Annotated in this window: 12 protein-coding genes, 1 tRNA gene and 1 pseudogene; 5 read left to right on the forward strand and 9 right to left on the reverse strand. The window is 74.0% G+C overall.

The window, feature by feature from the left end; translation table 11 throughout:
- Positions 1 to 99: 99 nt before the first annotated feature.
- From AMK29_RS15015 to AMK29_RS15050, 7 genes are all read right to left on the reverse strand, one after another.
- Entirely contained in the window at positions 100 to 2988 is a 2889-nt protein-coding gene (locus tag AMK29_RS15015) for an AAA family ATPase (protein ID WP_073812887.1), read from the reverse strand.
- A gap of 224 nt (positions 2989 to 3212) precedes the next feature.
- Positions 3213 to 4913 (reverse strand): S8 family serine peptidase, encoded by a 1701-nt coding sequence (locus tag AMK29_RS15020; protein WP_073813813.1) that lies wholly within the window; start codon positions 4911 to 4913, stop codon positions 3213 to 3215.
- A 633-nt stretch (positions 4914 to 5546) separates the two neighbouring features.
- A complete protein-coding gene (locus AMK29_RS15030; protein ID WP_073812890.1) occupies positions 5547 to 6413 on the reverse strand; it encodes a GNAT family N-acetyltransferase in 867 nt (288 codons plus the stop codon).
- A 237-nt stretch (positions 6414 to 6650) separates the two neighbouring features.
- Entirely contained in the window at positions 6651 to 7550 is a 900-nt protein-coding gene (locus AMK29_RS15035; protein WP_073812893.1) for an NAD(+)/NADH kinase, read from the reverse strand.
- Positions 7547 to 8554 (reverse strand): SPFH domain-containing protein, encoded by a 1008-nt coding sequence (locus AMK29_RS15040; RefSeq protein WP_073812895.1) that lies wholly within the window; start codon positions 8552 to 8554, stop codon positions 7547 to 7549. The genes AMK29_RS15035 and AMK29_RS15040 overlap by 4 nt, the downstream gene beginning before the upstream one ends.
- A 122-nt stretch (positions 8555 to 8676) precedes the next feature.
- Positions 8677 to 9816: a DMT family transporter gene (locus tag AMK29_RS15045; RefSeq protein ID WP_241845367.1), complete on the reverse strand. Its 1140-nt coding sequence runs from the start codon at positions 9814 to 9816 to the stop codon at positions 8677 to 8679.
- Positions 9813 to 10652: a phosphatase PAP2 family protein gene (locus AMK29_RS15050; RefSeq protein ID WP_073813815.1), complete on the reverse strand. Its 840-nt coding sequence runs from the start codon at positions 10650 to 10652 to the stop codon at positions 9813 to 9815. The genes AMK29_RS15045 and AMK29_RS15050 overlap by 4 nt, the downstream gene beginning before the upstream one ends.
- A gap of 199 nt (positions 10653 to 10851) precedes the next feature.
- On the opposite strand from AMK29_RS15050, the gene AMK29_RS15055 reads away from it, so the two are divergent.
- Together AMK29_RS15055 and AMK29_RS15060 are read left to right on the forward strand one after the other, a co-directional pair.
- The gene (locus tag AMK29_RS15055; protein WP_073812897.1) at positions 10852 to 11454 is read left to right on the forward strand and encodes a TetR/AcrR family transcriptional regulator; all 603 of its coding nucleotides are present in this window, start codon (positions 10852 to 10854) and stop codon (positions 11452 to 11454) included.
- 73 nt (positions 11455 to 11527) lie between these two features.
- On the forward strand, positions 11528 to 11902 hold the full coding sequence (locus tag AMK29_RS15060; protein ID WP_073812900.1) for a DUF488 domain-containing protein: 375 nt from the start codon (positions 11528 to 11530) through the stop codon (positions 11900 to 11902).
- 69 nt (positions 11903 to 11971) lie between these two features.
- Here AMK29_RS15060 and AMK29_RS15065 read toward each other — a convergent pair whose 3' ends face one another.
- Complete coding sequence (locus tag AMK29_RS15065) at positions 11972 to 12499, reverse strand: DUF309 domain-containing protein (protein ID WP_073812902.1); 528 nt, start codon at positions 12497 to 12499, stop codon at positions 11972 to 11974.
- 222 nt (positions 12500 to 12721) lie between these two features.
- Here AMK29_RS15065 and AMK29_RS15070 point away from each other — a divergent pair.
- Together AMK29_RS15070 and AMK29_RS15075 are read left to right on the forward strand one after the other, a co-directional pair.
- A pseudogene (locus tag AMK29_RS15070) lies at positions 12722 to 15399 on the forward strand (AAA family ATPase).
- 52 nt (positions 15400 to 15451) lie between these two features.
- Positions 15452 to 15525: transfer RNA gene (locus AMK29_RS15075), tRNA-Pro, on the forward strand.
- Between the two features lie 258 nt (positions 15526 to 15783).
- Here AMK29_RS15075 and AMK29_RS15080 read toward each other — a convergent pair.
- Positions 15784 to 18372, reverse strand: a complete 2589-nt coding sequence (locus tag AMK29_RS15080; RefSeq protein ID WP_073812905.1) for an AMP-binding protein — start codon at positions 18370 to 18372, stop codon at positions 15784 to 15786.
- A gap of 228 nt (positions 18373 to 18600) precedes the next feature.
- On the opposite strand from AMK29_RS15080, the gene AMK29_RS15085 reads away from it, so the two are divergent.
- On the forward strand, positions 18601 to 19620 hold the full coding sequence (locus tag AMK29_RS15085; RefSeq protein WP_073812908.1) for an iron ABC transporter substrate-binding protein: 1020 nt from the start codon (positions 18601 to 18603) through the stop codon (positions 19618 to 19620).

A 19620-nucleotide genomic window follows, 5' to 3' on the forward strand; every position in this document is an offset into this window, starting at 1 on the left:
CCTCATCCATGGATCCCGTACGGGACGGGTCGTGCCGCTGCAGGTCCCGTACGTGCCGCCGGGGCCGGCCTCTTCGGCACCCCGGCCCGTACGGAGCCCTCACCGTCGGAGCGCCGTCGCCAGCTGCGCCCGGGAGCGGACGTCGAGCTTCTGGTAGATCCGGGTGAGGCGCGCCTCGACCGTCTTCACGCTGAGGTACAGCTTCGCCGCCGCCTCCTGGTTGCTGGCACCCTGGCCCACGAGGCGGGCGAGGCGCAGCTCCGCCTCCGTCAGCGTCGAGAGCGCCGCCGGTGCCTCGTCGGCGCCGGAGCCGCCCCCGGTGGTCTCGGCCGCCGAGCCCGCGGGGGTCTCGCTCGCCAGGGCCAGCCACGGGGCCGCCCCCGCCCGTTCGAACACCGAGGCCGCCGCGTGCAGCGCGCTCTGCGCCGCCGACCGGCGGCGTCTGCGGCGCTCCACCCGGGCGAGCGCGATGAGCGCCCGACCCCGCTCCAGCGGCAGGCCGGCCCGCCCGAAGGCCTCGGCCGTGCGGGTGAGCAGCTCCGCCGCCTCGTCCGTCCTGCCCTCAGCCGCGAGCCACAGGGCGTACGCCCGGTCGCAGCCGAGCAGGACCGTGGAGCGCCCGAGCCGGTCGGCCACCGGCCGTACCTCGTCGAGGACCGCGAGGGCCTCGTCACCGGCGTCGTGGGCGAGCAGCGCCTCGGCGAGCTCCTCGTGCCAGCGCAGCATCGACGGGTCCACGGTCGACTGGGCCCGCTCGTCGGCCTGGACGCGCCGCAGGGTCTCCTGGGCCGCGGCGACGTCCCCGTTGATCAGCTGGACGCGGCCGAGCGCGTACCGGCTGCGGGAGAGGAAGACCCGGTCGCCCTCCTCCTCCGAGGCCTGGATGCTGCGCCGGGCGTAGCTCGCCGCCCGGGCGAAGCTGCCGCCGGCCGTCTCGGCCAGCGCGAGGGTGTACCAGGCGGGTCCCGGGGAGAGACCCGCTTCGAGCGTCAGCGCAAGGGCCTGACCTGCGTGCGCGAGGGCCGCCGGACAGGCGCCCCTGCGGGACTCGATCGCGGCGAGCGTGGAGAACAGCTCGATGGCGTCCTCCACCGAGCCGCGCCGCTGCACCAGGGGGAGGAGGGCGTTCAGTTCGTCGCGGGCGTCCGTGAGCCGGTCGTCGAAGAGAGCATGACGGATCGTCAGGATCTGTGCGGCGTTGCGGATCCCGAGCGGGCGCTCGGCCAACTCCAGGGCGCGGGCCTGCGCGAGCACCGCCTCCGCGTCCGGTGACCCCAGGGCCCGCTCCATCCGCGCCTGCACCGTCAGGGCCTGCGCCGCCGTACGCGGGTCGCCCATGGAGGCGGCGAGCGCGGCCGATTCGACGGCGGCCGTACGGGAGCGCTGCGGATCGCCGTCCGCCAGGACGTACTTGACGGCGAGCCGCAGCTGCACGGCGGCCCGCAGGGCGGTGTCCCCCTCGGAGTCCTCCATGGCGTGGACGTACATCTCGTCGAGCCCGGTCAGCCCCTGGCCCGCCGTGTCGAGCACGGCGAGCCGCGCCCTGACCCGGTCGGAGGGTTCGGCGTCCCGGGCCAGCAGATCGGTGGCGGCCCGCATCGCGAGGTCGGCGCGGGCGGCGCGGGCGGCCTCCTCCGCGGCGTCGACGAGCCGCGCGATCCGCCGGGTGCCGTGCCGGCCGGGGGTCGCCTCGGCGGCGAGCAGGGCGAGTTCGGCGGCGAGGGCGCTGTTGCCGCGCCGCCGGGCCAGATCGGCGGCGGCCGCGACCTCGGCGGCGAGGTCCTCGTCCGGGCTGTCGGTGGCGAGCGCCCGGTGGCGTACCGCCTCGACGGGGTCGTCCACCACCTCGGCGAGCGCCGCGTGCCCGGCGCTGCGCTCGGCCCAACAGGCGTCGTGCACCAGGGTGGAGGGCAGCAGACCGGCGGTGAAGGTCACCGAGCCGTCCTCGGCGAGCGACACGAGGCCGGCCCGCTCGGCCGCCGCGAGGTCCGCCTCGGCGTTGGCCCGCCCGGCCCGCCGTACCAGCGTCGACGAGGGGCGCAGCGCCAGGGCGGCGAGCAGCAGTGTCTCGCGTACGGCGAGGGGAGCGGCGCCCAGGAGCTGACGGGCGAGGTCGCGGGCCCGGCCGGAGAGCGTCAGGGCCTCCGCGTGGTGCACGGGCGTCCGCGCGTCGGCCAGCGAGCGGCCCACGGCGAGGGCGAGCCGGGGGTTGCCGCCGCTGGCGCGGTGGATGCGGCCGGCCATCCGGGAGGGGAGCCGGTGGTGGATGAGGAGTTCGGCGATCTCGTCGGCGTGCAGCGGGGGGACGAGCAGCACGTCCGCCTCGGACGGCACCCAGAGGTGGGTGGCGTGCGGATCCTCGGGCCGGTGCGGCTCCTTGGCCTCGCCGTAGGGTTCCGGGGTCTCGACGGCGACGACGCGCAGCGCGGGCGGCGCCAGGTGGAGGGCGAACCGCAGCAGGTCCGCGCTGTCCGCGTCGACGTGCTGCACGCCGTCGACGACGAGGAGGACGGGGCCGCGGCTGGTCAGTGTGCGCAGGATCTGGGCGATGCCGAGCCGGAGCGCGATCGGGTCCCAGCCGCCCGCGTCGAGCGGCGCCTCGCGGCAGAGCATGGCGACGGCGGTGCGCTGGGGGCCAGGCAGTTCGTCGAAGACGCCGCAGGCGGCCTCGGGCCGGTTGATGCCGAGGTCCGGCCAGGCCACCGTGGTCGCCACCGAGGCCACGAGCGCGGCGGCCGAAGCGCCGGGTATCTCGCGGTCGGACGGCAGGGTCGCCAGCCACAGCACGGTCTCGCCGCGCGCCTCGGCGCGACTCGCCTCGGCGAGCGCGAGCTCCGTCTTGCCGACACCGGCGGGTCCGGTGAGCAGCGCACGGCCCCGGGTGTGCAGGGCGCGCTCCAGCCGGTTGAGGAGTTCCTCCCGGCCCACCGGCGTCAGGGGTGCCCCCGCGCCCGCAGGGCGCAGGGCGACGTACGGAGCTGTCGTCACTGTCCACCACCTCCGCCGCTCGGGCCCCGGCCCAAGAGCCCCGTGGGCAGAGAATACGGAGCCATCGGGCGGAGTCCAGGCCTTGTGTCCGGCATACGGACAGTGCGCTCGGCGGAGCGATGCGGCGAAACGCCAGGACGCGCCCGTGGTGTAGACCACGAGCGCGTCGCTGACCAGCAATGATGCTGTTGTGGGGGGTGGTTCAGTGGTGGAGCGGTGGTGCGTTAGAAGGTGAGGCTCCACGAGTTGATGTAGCCGGTGTCACCCGAGGCCACATCGCGGACCTGGAGCTTCCAGGTGCCGTTGGCGACCTCGCTCGACGCGTCGACCGTGTACGTGGTCACGACGTTGTCGGCGCTGTCCGAGGAAGAGGACGCCTTGAGGTTGCGCACCGTGCCGTCGGGGGCGATCAGGTCGATGACCAGGTCCCCGCGCCAGGTGTGCTGGATGTCCACGCCGACCTTGAGGGCGGCGGGGGCGTTGCCGGTGCGGCCGGTGACGGCGATCGAGGACGACACGGTGGTGTTGTCGGAGATCGTGACGTCGGTCCCGTTGGTGAAGACGTTCCCGGTCGGCGGCGTGGTGGTGCCGGTGACCGCGTTCACGGTCTTGGTGGCGTCCGCGATACCGGTGCCGCAGCCGCCGGTGCAGGTGCCGGGCAGCGGGCGGGCGTTGGTCTTGATCGCGGACTCGATCTCGGCCGGGGTGAGGGTGCTCTTGGCCGACTTGAGCAGCGCGGCGAGGCCGGCGATGTGCGGCGCCGCCATCGAGGTGCCCTGGTAGGGCTCGTAGTTCTCGGTCGACTGGGTCGTCGCGCCCGCGTTCAGCGTGGAGTAGATGCCGTTCTGCGGGGTGGTGACGGTGCCGGGCGTGTCGGTGCCGCGGCGGGTCTCGCCGCCGGGCGCCGCCACGTCCACGATGGTGCCGAAGTTCGAGTAGAACGACCGGTTGCCCTCACGGCTGGTCGACGCCACGGTGATGACGTTCGAGCAGTTCGCGGGCGTGAAGCCGGAGGTGTTGGCGTTGCTGTTGCCCGCGGCGACGACGACGGTGGTACCGCGCGAGACGGCGCCGTTGATCGCGGTCTGGTAGACGCTCGGGCAGGTGGAGCTCGCGCCGCCCAGGCTCAGGTTGATGACCTTGGCCGGGTTGGCGTTGGCCGGGACGCCCGGCACGCTGCCGCCGGAGGCCCAGGTGATGGCGTCGGCGATGTCGGCGGACGAGCCGCCGCACTTGCCGAGCACCCGCACGGGCTGGATCTTCGCGTCGTACGCGATGCCCGCGATGCCCTTGGTGTTGTTCGTGACGGCGCCGATGGTGCCGGCCACGTGGGTGCCGTGCCAGGAGGAGTCGGAGGCCTTCGAGCCGACGCCGCACTCGTTGTCGGTGGCGTTCCAGTCGCCCTCGTCCTTCGGGTTCGCGTCGCGGCCGTTGCCGTCGCGGGCGTCCGAGGAGGTCGAGATGAAGTCGTAACCGGCGACGACGTTGGCCGCCAGGTCCGTGTGGGCCGCGTAGCCGGTGTCGATGACGGCGACGGTCACACCGGAGCCGGTCGCCTTGTCCCAGGCCGCGGGAACGTTCATGCCGCCGGTGGGCTCGAAGAGGTCCCACTGCTTGGCGTAGTCGGTGTCGTTCGGCGTGACCGCCATCGCGTAGGCACGGATGTCAGGCTCGACGGAGGCGACGGACGGGTCGGCGCGGAACGCGTCCATGACCTCCGCCAGGTCCTGCTTGGTGGCGCTGTCGCCCAGGTCGACCAGGGCGCCACCGCCCGCGAGGCGACGCTCGAAGGCGAGCTTCTCGCCCGTCTTGGCGGCCTTCTCGGCCGTGTCGCTCTTCGCGGCGGTGTTGGAGCCGGCCTCGGCGGCCTGGCTCTTGTAGGTGACGATGACCTTCTCGACGGGGGCGCTGGGGAGCGCCTGCATCGTCTGCGAAGCCGGCGCGGGCTTCGGGGTGACAGCGCCCGGGGCGGCGGCGAACGCCCCGGAGGTGGTGGCAGCGGCGCCGAGGATGGCGGCGCTCGCGACCACGGATATGACTCTCCGCCTGGAACCGTTCAAGGTGTGGCCCTTTCAAGTACGACGTAACTGCGGAGCAGTGGCGGCGGCGCGGGACACACGGGGCGAAGTGGGGTCGCTGTCCGTCGGTCCCTGGGCTGGGGAGCCCGTGCGCCGCCACCGGCGCGACGGCCCGGGTCAAGGCCGCCCCCGGCGGACACCACCCTCCTCATGCACCTGTCAGGGTGCGTTCGGGGGATGATATCTGCCGGTGCGGAGGACAGTAGGGAACGGGCAGGTGAACCCGATACGGGGAAAACCCTTGTCACCCCTCACCGGGCGGCGGGGGGTCGGTGAGGGGAGGGTCCACGGGGACCGCCTCGGGGCCGCCCGTCTCCTCTGACGTCCCTGTTCTCCGCCACGGAGCCCCGCTCGGCGACCCTCGCGGAGCGAGGGTCCGGGCCCGTCGGCAGCACCGGACCAGGGGAGCCGAGTTCGAGCGTCGGGAGGCCGTGGGCGCGCTCCCGCGTCACCGGGCGGAGGTGCCGGAGGCGGTGTGCCTCAGCCGAGTTCGAGTGTCGTGACACCGTAGACGCGCTCGCGGGCCACCGGTCGCACCGGGCCCGTGTACATCCTCGCCGTCTCGAACGTCGGCTCCAGACCCCGCTCCTCGGCGAGCCGCGCCGCCGCCGGGTTCGACTCCGGCATGTCGACCGCGATCCGGGTCGAACCGAAGGCCCGCGCCTCGGCGGCCAGCCCGTCGAGCAGGGCGGCCGCGTCGGCCGGGGTGTCCGCGAACAGCGGCCCCACGCGCGCCTCGTCCTGCGCGGGACGGACCACCCCGTACCCGGTCACCCGTCCGTCGACGACCCGGACCAGGGCGCGATGACCGGGCGTGGTCAGCCAGGCCGCGAGGAACCGCGGCCGGTCGGCGTGGTGGCAGGTGCTGTCGTACGCGGCGATGGCGGGCGGATCGACCCGCCAGGAGGCCACCACGCCGGGCACCGGGCCGTCGGGCGCCGGGACCTCGCCCACGTAACGTGCCGTGCGGTACGCCGTGGAGAAACCGGAGCGCCGGTAGTTGTCCTGCTGCGCGGGCACCCCGTCGAGTCCGACCGACCGGTCGCCCGCGTGGGCCAGCGCGGCCCGCCAGGTGGCCAGGCCGTGACCGAGACCGCGGAGCTCGGGACGTACGAGATAGAAGCCGAGGAACGCGTACGCGTCGTCATAGGCGACGACGGAAATGGCGGATACCGGCTCCCCGTCGACCCGCCCGAGGAAGAAGCCGCCCGGGTCCTGCGCGAAGAACGCCCGCGCGTCCGAGAGGCCGGGATTCCACCCCTCCGCGGCGGCCCAGGCACGCACGAGCTCCCAGTCCCGCGCCGAGGCGGGCGCGACGGACAGCGAGCCGGAGGGGACGGAGACCATGGACATTCCTTCGACGGCCGGGCGCGGGCAGGTGGCAGTCCGGCCCCACGGACCGCACGAACCCCACGGTCGGAGCGGTCCGAAGGCGCCGCACGGCCGAGGAAGCGGACCGCACAGGCACCACGCACCACAAGGAAAACCGGACAAAGCGCGCCGAGCATAGCGTCACGCGGCAACCGGCCGGCTGACGGCCGATCGATTCCGGCCGCCGAGCCGGGCGGACAATCCCGGCATACCTCAGTGCACGAGTCGCAGCCGCGGCCCCGCCACCGAGAGGCGGACGGTCTGACCCCACGTCAGGTCGAGCGCGTCCGATTCGACGCCGTCGCCGAACGCGACGAGGCGGTCCGACTCGACGGTGAGACGCAGGCCCTGACCCGGGTCGAGAAGCCCCTCCACCCGGCTCGTTCCGGTCGTCGGCGACGGCCAGGCCTCACGGACGAACCAGGCGAGCCGGGCGTCCGCCGGAGCGGGCAGCGCGAGCGTGCTGGAGCGCTGCTCCCACAGGGACCGCAGCCACCCCGTGGCCCCCGTGCCGGTGCCGACCAGCACCCCGGAGGAGGCCTGGGGCTCGGGCGCGACACCGGTCGCGTCCGGGTCGAGCGTGTAGCGCGCCGTCTGGTGGCCGCGGGGGCCGACGTAGATCTCGTTCAGGGCCAGCAGCCGCTGGGCGTCGTCGGTGATGGCCTCGACCATCGTCAGCTCGTCGACCGTCGCTCCGCCGCCCACCGCGTACGGCAGCAGCCGTCGTGCCCGGTCCGCGCGGTGGCGGACCAGGACGCCGGCGTTGCGCCCGGGGTCGGTGTCGATCCCGATGACCGGCTGCCCGTCCAGGTACTTGGCCGCGTTGGCGACCAGGCCGTCCTGTCCGACCACGACGACCACGTCCTCGGGACCGAACAGGAACCGGTCCAGGTCGGCCCGTTCCACCCGGGTCTGCCGCCACGTCAGCGGCACCGCGCCCGCCACCTCGGCCAGCGCCCGGTGGTTGCGCTCGTGCCGCTCACGCACGGCGTCGACCGAACGGCCGCGCGCGGAGAGGAAGAACGCGGCCTGGCCGTGCGTACCGTGCCGGGCCAGCAGTTCCTCGTACTCCGTGGTCCGGTGCACGAGCACCGCGCGCGGCGCGAGGCTCACGACCGTGCCCCGCCCTCGCCCAGCTTGGCGAGCAGCCCCGTGAGGACGTCAGGCGAGAGCGTCAGGTGCTCGATCCGGGGCAGGTTCTCGGCCGCGCGGGTCACGGCGAGCGCGTGCAGCGTGGCGGCGTCCACCTCCGTGTGCGCCCGCAGCCACTCGGACTGCGCTCCGGCGCGCGCCTGCCCGACCTCGCGGGCCGCCTCGGCCTCGGCGCGGGCGAGGCGGACCTTCCGTACGGCCTCGGCCTCGGCGCGCACCGCGTCGGCGGCGGCGTTCTCCTCGGCCTCGCGGCGCGCGTTGGTGCCGCGCTGCTCGACCAGCCGCTCCTCCTGCCGGGCCAGCTCGATCTTGCTGGCGAGCTCGTTCTCCGCGATGGCGCGCTCGCGTTCGACGGCGACGGCGCGGCGCTCGTACGTGGCCCGGTCGGCCTCCTGCTGGATCTGCTCCCGCGCCGGGGTGCGCAGGGCGCGTTCCACCTCGGGTTCGGGGCGGATGGCCACCACCCGGACGGCGACGACCTCGATGCCGGTGGAGGGCAGGCGGGGCTCGGCCGCCAGCCCGGCCGCGACCCGGTCCCGGACCGCCGCCACTCCGTCGACGAGCGCCTCGGCGAGCGAGGTACGGGCGAGGACGTCGAGCGCGTGCTGCTGGGCGGTCTCGGTGAGGAGCGTGGCGATCTGCTCCAGCGGTGCGCCGCGCCACGCGCCGGTGTCGGGGTCGATGGAGAAGTCGAGCCGGGTGGCCGCGGCGGCGGGGTCGCCGATCCGGTACGTGACGGTGGACTGGACGCTGACGTCCTGGAAGTCGGCGGTACGGGCGTGGAAGGCCATCGCCAGTTCGCGGTCGTTGACCGGCACTTCGGAGAGGGCGGCGGTGCGCGGCCGGAACCAGAAGCTGAGCCCCTCGCCGTCGTGCACGAGCCGGCCGCGGCGCTGGTGGCGGATGTGCGCGGTGGGCGCGGAGCGCAGGTGGCGCCAGCCGGCGCGGCGGGTGATGTCTGCCATGAGAGAAGCCCCCTTGTCGTCAAGCTGACGATAGGGGGTCTGGCTGATTGTCGTCAAGATGACGAATTTGGGGCGGTGGCCGTAGGGGAGTGTCCGACCCCCCCTGGCGCGGGTGGCCGCCCTCAGCCCGCGACGGGCGCGGGCAGCGGCTCGGCCTGGGACGGGGGGAGGTCGGGGGTCGTCTGACGGCTGAGGATGCGATCGACGGCGCCGGGGCCGGTGGCGGCCGGGGTGGTGAGGGCTGGGCCGGTGGTGGTCGGGGTGGTGAGGGTCGGACCGCTGACGGCCGGAGCGGACCGGGCGGTGGGGCCTGTCGGGGTGGGCTCGGCGGTGGGGCCTGTCGGGGTGGGCTCGGCGGTGGGGGCTGCCGGGGTCGGCTCGGCCGTGGGGCCGTCCTTCGTCAGCAGGACCACGCCCCGGGCCGCGACCAGGGAGGCGGCGGCCGCGACGAGCCAGCCCCACGCGCCCGCCCGGAACGTCTCGCCGAGCAGGGCCACCCCGATCACGGCGGCGGCCGCCGGGTTGGAGAGGTTGACGACGGCGAGCGGCGCGGCGAGCCCGCCCCGGTAGGCGGCCTGCGAGAGCAGGAGGCCTCCCGTCGCGAAGCCCGAGATGAGCAGCGCGAGCAGCGCGGTCTGCCACCAGGCCGGTGCGCCGCCCGGCAGTTCGCGCGCGAGCGCGGCCGTCAGGGTCTGGGTGAGCGCGGAGGCGACACCGGAGGCGATGCCCGAGGCCGTGGCGTGCCCGAGCCCGTTCCGGCCCCGGCCGCCCGCCCCGCCCTCGTGCCCGTGTGGGCGGCCGGAGGCGAGCGTGGCGACGAGGAGCGCCGTCGTCGCGGCGACCACCAGGGACTCGCGCAGGCTGAGCGCCTCGCCGGGCGCCGCCGGCCCGGTCACGGCGACGAGACCGACGAGGCCGCCCAGGGTCCACAGCGCCCCGCGCCATTCGGTACGGGTCACCCGGCGCCGCGCGTGGTACGCGCCCAGCGGCAGCGCGGCCACGAGCGTCAGCGCTCCGAGCGGCTGGACCAGCGTCAACGGCCCGTAGTGCAGGGCGGCGACGTGGGCCAGGGCTCCGGCGGCGTTGAGTCCCACCGCGGACCACCACTGTCCGTGGGTGAGCAGCGCGCGCAGCGCCCCGCCCCCGTCCCGCACGGGCGAGGAGGCGGCGAGCCGGGACTGGGCGACGGCGGCGAGCGCGTATCCGGCGGCGGAGACGAGCGAGAGGAGCACCGCGATGACGGTGCCGACGGCGGCGTTCATCGAAGGGCTCCGGCCGGGAGGGGGGTCGTCCCGGCCGCGCGGGGCGCGGGTGGGGACGCCGTCCGGTGGCCGGGCGCGCGTACGGCGAGCAGCGCGAGGCCGAGGAGCACGGCGGCGGCGAGCGCGTCGAACCAGTAGTGGTTGGCGGTGCCGACGATGACGAGCAGGGTGACCAGTGGATGGAGCAGCCACAGGACCCGCAGGCGGGACCGCGTGGCGGCGATGAGGCCGATCGCGACCATGAGCGCCCAGCCGAAGTGCAGTGACGGCATCGCCGCGAACTGGTTCGCCATCGAGTCCGTCTCCGGCGTCGCGCCGTACACCGAGGGTCCGTAGATCCGGGCGGTGTCGACGAGTCCGCTGGCCGCGAGCATCCGGGGCGGGGCGAGCGGCATCAGCAGGTGCAGGGCGAGCGCGGCGGCGGTGAGAAGCGCGAGCACGCGGCGCGACCACACGTAGTGGGCGGGGCGGCGCGCGTAGAGCCAGACGAGGAAGGCGAGGGTGGCCGGGAAGTGGACGGCGGCGTAGTACGTGTTCGCCGTCCGGATCAGCGGTTCGCCGTGCAGGAGCAGCTGCTGGATCGCTCCCTCGCCCGGGAGGTGGACCGCGCGCTCGGCGTCCCAGACACGGTCGGCGTTCCGGAAGGCGCGGGTCTCGTGGCCGTTGGCGAGGAGCCGGCCGAGCTTGTACACGAGGAAGAGCGCCGTCACGAGGGCGAGCTCGCGCAGGAGGGGCGGTCTGGCGGACTCGCCCGAGCGCTCGCCGCCGGCCTCGGCCTCGGGCGTGTCCCCGGTGCCCTGTCCGCCGTGCCCCGCGGTGCCGTGGGTAGGCGTCAGCCCCGGCCCCGCAGGACGTGGTCCTCGTATCCCGCCTGTCCCGGCAGCCATCGCGCGGCCCTCTAATCCGTCCAATCGGCAACAAACGGAGTGAGCCTAGATCCGATTTCATCGAGACGCAAGCGTCTCGATACGTTTGCGTCTCGATTGTGCACCCCCTACTCTCGTATGTGCAGAGTCAGGTGTCCGGGAGGGATCGATGTCCACAGAGGCCGCGACCGCCGCAGCCCGCCGCAGCAAGATCACGCCGGAGCGCGAGACGGAGCTGTACGACGCCGTGCTCCGCCTCCTCCGCGAGGGCGGCTACGACTCGGTCACCATGGAGGGCGTCGCGGCCCGCACCAAGTGCGGCAAGGCCACGCTCTACCGTCAGTGGGGCACCAAGCCGCAGCTCGTCACGGCCGCGCTCGCGCGGCGGCGCTGCACCGTGTTCGCCGGCATCGACACCGGCAGCCTGGCGGGGGACCTGCGTGAGGCGGCCCGTATCGCCGCGTCCCACCACGAACGCGACGCCGAACTCATGGAGGCCGTCGCCCAGGCCTTCATCCAGCACCCCGACCTGCGCGCCGCGCTCCGCGAGACCGTCATCGCCCCGGAGGTCGCCGCCATCGACGCGGTGGTGGCGCGCGCGGTCGAGCGGGGCGAGGTCGACGCGGACAACCCCGCGATCGGGTTCGTCGCGCCCTGCTTCCTGGGCATGCTCCGCATCGAGCGCCTCTTCGAGGACCGCTTCAGCGACGCGTCGACCATGCGCGGCTTCGTGGACGCCGTGCTCCTCCCGTCCTTGCGCGCGGAGAGCTGAGACCGGGGGAGGCCGGCCGCCCGGTCGGCCCCGCCGCCAGGACACCACCCGGGCCGTCCGGCACGCTGGGAGCATGTCCGCTCGCAGCCATGACGTCCGCGTCCGCCGGGTCTACGAGGAGCCGGCGCCCGACGACGGCGTCCGGGTGCTCGTCGACCGGCTCTGGCCGCGCGGACTCGCCAAGACCGACGCCCGCATCGACGAGTGGCCCAAGGCCCTCACCCCGTCGACCGAACTCCGCCGCTGGTACCACGGACCGGAGGGCGACTACGAGGAGTTCCGCCGCCGGTACGAGGACGAACTCGCCGCCCCCGAGGCCGCCGCCGCCCTCGACCGACTGCGTGACCTCGCGAACGGGCAGACCGTCACCCTCCTCACGGCGGCCAAGGACCCGGCCACGAGCCACACCTCGGTACTGCGGCGCGCCCTCCACCCGGCGGGGGCGTGACGCCCTGGGGGTGTTCCCCTGGGGAGCGTCCCCCTCAGGGGCGAGTCACCCGGCGCCGGCCCCGCCGGGTCACCCGCCCCCGCACAACCGGGGCGCCTGGGCCGCCGCGTCGGCCACCGGGGTGCCCGCTTCCGCTCGGTCGGCCAGGTTCCGGGCCCAGGCGACGAGCCCGCCGGCGTCGATGCCGTACGCCTCGGCGCCCGACGCGCCTCCCGGCGCGCCTCTGGGCGCGCCGCCCACGAGGCGGTCCGCGCCGCGGCGCAGCAGCCGCGCCCCGCCCGCCGTGTTGCCGCGCGCGGCGTGCGTCAGACCCACGGCGAGCTGCGCGAGGCCCTGCCACAGCTCCCGCTCCGCCTCCGGGCCGGACTTCCAGGCGTCCTCGAACACCTCGTGCGCGTGGAAGGGCATGCCCGCGTCCAGCAGCCGCTGCGCCTCCCGCAGGGTCTCGGCGGGCCCGCGCACGACACCCTCCGGCTGCCGGGGCACGCCCTCCTCCCCGTACGGCAGCGGCCGGCCGAGGCCGTCCCGGGGGCGGGCGCTGCGGGCCCGCCCCTCGTCGTCACGATCCCTACCACGGTCACTCGCTGTCCGCTTCACCCGTCCATTGTCGCCCTTCGGACGATCAGGACCGCTAGGCTCATCGATCCAGTGGGTCACTGGTCCGCGTGGGGTCACGCGGGTCACGTCAAGGCAGTTGCTCGTGTGGGGAGTGAGTCACCGGTGCCGTCGGAATCCGAACAGTCGCCGCCCGTCAGGCCCTTCGAGACCCCCGCAGGTCCCGGTCGTGCGGCGGGCTCCGTCGCCGCGCAGCACGACGGGCTGCTCGAACGCGGTCCCGAGCTCGCCGCCGCCGTCCACGCCGTCGACGAACTCGTCGCCGCGGCCACGGCGGGCGGCCCCGTGCACGGCGGCATCCTCGTCTACCGGGGCGAGCCGGGAATCGGCAAGACCGCGCTGCTCGCCGAGATACGCCGCACCGCCCAGGACCGGTGCACCGTCCTGACCGCCCGCGGCGGTGAGACCCTCACCTCGGTCCCCTTCCACCTCACCCGCCAGCTCCTCCAGCCCGCCCTGGACGGCTTCGGCGCCGAGGAGGTCCGCCAGCTCTTCGGCGGCCACTTCGACCTCCTCGCGCCCGCGCTGGGCCTCGCGCCGCCGCCCCCGCCGTCGGCGGCGCCCGCCGACCCGCAGGGCGTAAGGGACGGACTCGCCAGGCTCCTGGACCGCCTCGCGGAGCGGCTGCGGGACCGGCCGCTGGTGCTGCTCGTGGACGACGCGCAGTGGGCCGACGCCGAGTCCCTCGACTGGCTCGACACCTTCACGAGGATCCGGCGGGACGGCCGGCTGCCCGCCCTCGTCGTCCTCGCCCACCGCCCGCTGCCGACGGAGCCGGGCGGCTCCGGCGTGCCCGCGACCCTGGCGGCGATCGGTGACCGCGCCGTCCTGACCCTGGGCCTGCACGCCCTCACCCTGGCCGCCACCGCCGCACTGGCCCGTGACGTCCTCGGCGGGCACGCGGACGAGCCGTTCTGCCACGAGCTGTGGACCGTGACCTCCGGCAACCCGTACGAGACGGTCGAGCTGCTCGCCAAGGTCCGCGACCGGATGCTCGAACCCACCGCCGGGTCGGCCGCGCTCCTGCGCGACCTCGGCGCCGCCGCGCGTGGTGGCGGCCTCGTCTCCCGCCTGGAAGAGCTCGGCTCCGGTCCCACCCGCCTCGCCTGGGCCATCGCCGTCCTCGACTCGGACAGCACGCCGAAGCTCCTCGCCGAGCTGACGGGCATGCCCCCGAGCGAGGTGGCCGAGCACACCGACCGGCTCCGCCACGCCCGCATCGTGCAGACCAGGTCGGCGGTCACGGCCTCCGCCACGGACCGGCTGGAGTTCTCGCACCCGCTCATCGCGACCGCCGTCTACGGGTCTGTACCGCCCGCCTTCCGGACCGCCCTGCACGGGCGCGCCGCCTGGGCGCTCACCGCGGCGGGCCTCGGCCCCGCCGCCGTCTCGCGGCACCTCCTCGAAGTGCACCCGGACGACGACGAGGACGTCGTCAGCCAGCTGCGGGCCGCCGCCGTCGAGCACCTCGCCGTCGGCGCCCCCGAGGCCGCCCGCCGCTGCCTCGGCCGCGCCCTCGCGGAGCCGCCCCGCGCCGAGACGTACGCCAGGGTCCTCTACGAGCTCGGCTGCGCCTCGCTGCTCACCGCGCCCGGCGCCACCGTCCGCCACCTGCGTTCCGCGCTCGAACTGCCCGGCCTCGACGACGCCCTGCGCATCGACGCGACCCACCGGCTCGCCCAGGCCCTCGCCCACGACAACCAGCTCCAGGAGGCCGCGAGGACCGCGGGGGCCGCGGCCACCCGGACCCCGCCCGGCACCGGCCGCCGACGCCTCCAGGCCGCGCACTTCATGTTCGAGGGCTTCCAGGCCGCCGAGGAGGACGGCCCGGGCCGCTCCCGTCGCCTCGCCGAACTCACCGAGCACTTCACCTGCGCCGACAACTCCGAGCGGGCCCTCGTCGCCGTACGGGCCTTCGACGGGATGATGCGGGGCGAACCCGCGGACGAGATCGTACGGCTGTGCGACCGCACCCTCGTCGACGGCGTACCCGCCCGGGGACTCGGCTGACCGACACCACCTGGGGCTTCGAGATCCCGGCGCTCACGGGCATCGCGTACGCCTTCTCCGACCGTCCGGACCGGGCCGAGGCCCTCTTCGGCGAGGCGGTCAGGGCCTTCGAGATCTCCGGCTGGAGCGGCGCCCACCTCGCCTTCGCCCACACCCTCCTCGGCCTGGTCCACCGGCGGCGCGGCAACCTGCCCCGGGCGCAGCACCACCTGGAGGAGGGGCTCCGGCTCGCGGACCGGGTCGGCACCGGCCTCCCCGTGCACTGGGACACGGCCTGCCTGCTCATCGACACCCTCGTCGCCCGTGGCCGTATCGCGGAGGCCCGCGAGGTCGCCGACCACTACGCCTTCGGGCCGCCCTGGCCGGGCGCGATCGTCCTGCCCGACGGCCCGAGCGTCCTCGGCCGGCTACTGCTCGCCGAGGGCCGGCGCGAGGAGGCGGTGTCCACCCTCGAAGCGGCGGCGGAGTCCCTGGCGGGCCGGGGCAGGCACCACGGCATCTGGGCGCCCTGGCCCTTCGACCTGGCCCGCGCCCTCGCCACCACGGACCCGGACCGGGCCGCCCGCATCGCCACCGAGGCCCACGCCCACGCGGAACGCCTCGGCACCCCCACCGTCCTGGGCGAAGCCCTCCGCAGCCTCGCCCTCTTCGCCGACCCCCAGGAGTCCCGCCGCCTCCTGACCGAGGCCGTCGGCCACCTGGCCGCGTCGCCCTCCCGCTACGAGGAGGCCCGGGCCCGCCTGGACCTCGCCCACGCCACAGGCTCGGCCACCGCCCTCGCCGAGGCGACGTCCCTGGCCGCCACCTGCGGCGCGGACCCCGCCGCCACGGACCCGGTGACAGCCCGTGCGTCATCCCACCCTCCGGAGTGAGGTAATGTTTTCCCTGCACGCCGACGCGGGGGAACCCGGCGGAGACGCGCATCGGGACGTGGCGCAGCTTGGTAGCGCACTTGACTGGGGGTCAAGGGGTCGCAGGTTCAAATCCTGTCGTCCCGACTCGAAAGAGTCGCAGATCAAGGGGCCGTTTCAGAGCAATCTGAAACGGCCCCTTGATCGTTTTTGGCTGGCATGCTGAGGTGTGCCGAGAGCGCGGCGTCGGTGGCGGTGATCTTGTGCACGTCGGGGTGCAGGTTCGCTGGGTGGTGGTGAGCGAGCCATGGCCGACGATCGTGCGCAGGACGTGCACCTGGACCCCGGCGTCGGCGCTGGGTGTCACCCCTCGCGCGCCGGTTCGCCGCTCCGGGCGCGGAAGGATCAGGAGTGCTGCCGGTGGGAGCCGAGCCATTCCGTGCGCAGTGCGGCCAGGCGCGGGAGCGTCGGCAGCCGTCGGGTCAGATGGTCCGCACCCTTGGCGTAGGCGATGCCGAAGAGGAGAGCCGTGATCAGCGACAGGGGTTCGGAGACGTCGTCCAGGATCGGATAGATCTGCCAGTGCGTCAGGTAGATGGAGAGCGAGCTGGCCGCGAGGAGCCCTGCCACCTGGTTGATCCGGGGGTGGCTGGGAAGAGCGGGGAACCACACCAGCAGGACGAAGCCGATGAGGACGAATGCCTCGCGCCAGGGCTCGCCGGGGAAGAAGCCGGGCACTGTGGCGAGCGCGGCGAGGGTGACGAGCAGCCGATGGGGCGTCGTGCGGGCCTTCGCGGCCGCCCAGCCGAGGGCGAAGAGCCAGAAGACGGTGACGGCGTCGGTGATCCGGGAGCGCTCGGGGAGGCCGACCAGCTCGTAGCGGGTCAGCAGGCCGAGTGCCACGAGCGCGAGTGGGAGACCGTAGGGGAAGCGCCGTTCGGCCCGGTCGACGGCGGGCAGGGCCAGCAGGCCGAGGGTGGCGAACAGGATGTAGACGAGTGCTTCCACGAACCACAGGTGGAGACCGGGGCCCATGTCCTGGGGGAAGAGGGCGTTGTGCAGCAGGAGGAGATTGCTGAGGTCGTAGCCGGCGCCGATCAGGATCGCGAAGGCGGTCCAGGCCACGCACGGAAGTGCGATGCGCGCGATGCTTCGCCCCGTCCGGCGGACGCGTTCGCGCCGTTCGGCGGAGCTGAGCAGGAAGCGGGCGAAGTTGAAACCGGCCACCGCCAGCAGCAGGTGCGCACCGCCTCGGAGCTCGAAGAGCCGTATGTGCGAGCCGACGACGCACACGATCGCCACCGCGCGCAGAGCGACGCTGGTCTCCAGGGACCTGCCCCGGCCCCGGGTCTTCCGTTCGGGGGCCCGCAGTTCACCGATCGGCGTCGTGTGCCAGCTCGTGGGCAGATGACCGAGGCGCTCTTCGAGGTGGAGTGACATCTCGACGTAGGACAGGGAGTCGCCGCCGAGCCCCACGAAGGTGCTGTCGGGTGTCACATCCGTACGGTCCAGGATCCGGGCGTACAGGGCGCACAGGTCGTCGGCGCCCGCGCCACCGGGCGGAACTCCGGCATCGTCCCGTCGGCCCATGGCGCGGACGGCCTGGTAGTCGGGCTTGCCCGTGGGAAGGCGCGGGAGTTCGGGCAGCAGGTGGACGCGTATCGCACGCCCCGGCAGGCCGAACTCGTCCACGACGCGTCTGCGGATCCGCCGCTCGTCCCATCCCGGCTCGCGTACGACGGCGAGAGCGAGCCCCTCGTCGTCCCCCGCGCACAGCGCGCTGAGACCGTGGCGCTTTTCGAGTGTCGTCTCGACCTGCTGGGGGTCGATCCGCAGGCCGAGGATCTTCAGGAACCGGCTGCGGCGACCGACGATCTCGTAGAGGCCGTTGTCGGTGCGCCGTGCGAGGTCGCCGGTGCGGAGGGTGTCGACGGTGCGGCCGAGGGCGAGGTCGGCGGGGGTGTCGGCGTAGCCCAGCATGACGTTCGGGCCGGAGTAGACGAGCTCGCCGACGTCCTTCCCGGCCCCGGAGGTCTCGTCGACGGCTTCGAGGGAGAAGGAACCGCCGGGAACGGGAACGCCGATCGCACCCGGATGAGCGGTCGCGAGCTCCGGCGGCAGGTAGGCCATGCGGGCGGTCGCCTCGGTCTGGCCGTACATGACGAAGAGGTCCCAGCCGCGACGCTGTCCCAACTCGGCGTAGTGGGAGACCCGTTCGGGGGCGAGGCGGCCGCCGGCCTGGGTGACGTACCGCAGGTGGGGCAGGTCCATCTCGGCGAAGCCGACGCGGTCGAGAAGGTCGAAGGTGTACGGGACTCCGGCGAGGGCGCTGCCGCGGGCGGTGCGGAAGAGGTCCCAGAAGCAGGCGTCGGCGACCGAGAGTCCGGTGAGGACGAGGCCCGCGCCGCGCAGCAGGTGGCTGTGAATGACGGACAGGCCGTAGCAGTAGTGCATCGGCAGGGTCGTCGCCGCCCGGTCGGCATCGAGGATTCCCAGGTACGTGGCGATCGACTCGGCGTTCGCCTGGAGGTTGTCGTACGAGAGCCGGACGAGCTTGGGGGAGCCGGTCGACCCCGAGGTGCTCAACAGCAGGGCGAGGTCGGGGTGGAAGGAGTGTGCGGAGCCGGTTCGCCGCTCTTCGATCCGCCACTCGGCGGAACCGGAGTCCGGGTGGGCGACGACATCGGGGTCGTAGGCGGCGGTCAGCGCCGCCACGGCCTCCGGGTGGTCGCCGGGGACGAGCAGGACCGGGTGCCCCGCCGAGAGCGCGGCCAGGTGGACGACGAGCGCGCCGACGGTGTTGGCGCCGGGGAGGAGCACGAGGCGGCGCCCGGGACCGAGCCGCCGGGCGGTGTCCGCCACCCGTCCGGCCAGCTCGCCGTAGGAGACCTCGCCCTCGGCGGTGACCAGAGCGGTGCGGTCGCCGTGCAGCGCGAGGCCGTGGGCGAGAGGGAGGGTGTGGCCGCCGACGGGCGGGGCAGGGAGGAGCGTCACGGGCGCATCGTAGGTAAGGCTCTCCTAATGGAGAAGAGGGGGTGCCGGTGCCGGAGGCTCATTTGCGACCGGTCCGTTATCAAAACCTGACTTGACCATTAGGTTAGCTTTACCTTATTAATGCCGTATTCACAGGTTCTCCCGGTAGCTCTTCGTCGCTCGTCGCACGACCCGTCGCCTCAGACGACGGTGGCCGCGACCGGCACGGCAGGAAGGCATCACCTCACCATGCGCCGCCCCTTGGCCCGCACGCTCACCGCGCTCACCGCGGCAGCCCTCCTCGTTCCCGCGCTCGCGAGCTGCGGCAGCGACGAACCGGCCGGACTGGTCATCTACTCCGGCCGCAACGAGAACCTCGTGAAGCCGCTCATCGAGAAGCTGGAGAAGCACCTCGGCACCGATGTCGAGGTCCGCTACGGCGACAGCGCCGAGCTCTCCGCGCAGCTCCTGGAGGAGGGCGACAAGACCGAGGCCGGCCTCTTCCTCTCCCAGGACGCCGGAGCCCTCGGCGCGCTCTCCAAGGAGAACCGCCTGGCCCCCCTGCCCAAGTCCACGCTGGACAAGGTCGCCACGGCCTACCGCGGTTCGGCCGGCGACTGGACCGGCGTCAGTGGCCGCGTCCGCGTCATCGCGTACAACCCCGACAAGGTGCCCACGCCGCCGGACAGCGTCCACGATCTGGTCAAGCCGGAGTGGAAGGGCAAGATCGGCTTCGCTCCGACGAACGCCTCCTTCCAGGCGTTCGTCACCGGCATGCGCATCCTGGAGGGCGACGAGGCGACCCGTACCTGGCTCAAGGGCATCAAGGCCAACGAGCCCAAGGCGTACGAGCGGAACAACAACGTCCTGGAGGCCGTCGACAAGGGCGAGGTCTCGCTCGGCCTGCTCAACCACTACTACTGGTTCGAACAGGTCGCCGAGAAGGGGGAGGACAAGGTCAAGGCCAAGGTCCACTTCCTGCCCGAGGGCGACCCCGGCGGCCTGGTCAACGTGGCCGGCGTGGGCATCCTCAAGGGCGCCGACGCCAAGCAGGCCGCCTACGCGCAGAAGGCCGTCGACTTCCTGCTCTCCCCCGAGTCCCAGAGCTACTTCGCCGAGGAGACCAAGGAGTACCCCCTCGCCGCCGGCGTGAAGTCCGCGGCGGGCGTCCCGCCGCTGGAGACCCTCCAGCCGCCGAAGATCGACCTCGGCAAGCTCGACTCGCTGAAGGAAACCCTGGCCATGCTCCAGGAAGCCGGACTGGTCTGA

Origin of the sequence: Streptomyces sp. CB02261 (assembly GCF_001905665.1) — a bacterium.
Lineage (GTDB): Bacteria > Actinomycetota > Actinomycetes > Streptomycetales > Streptomycetaceae > Streptomyces.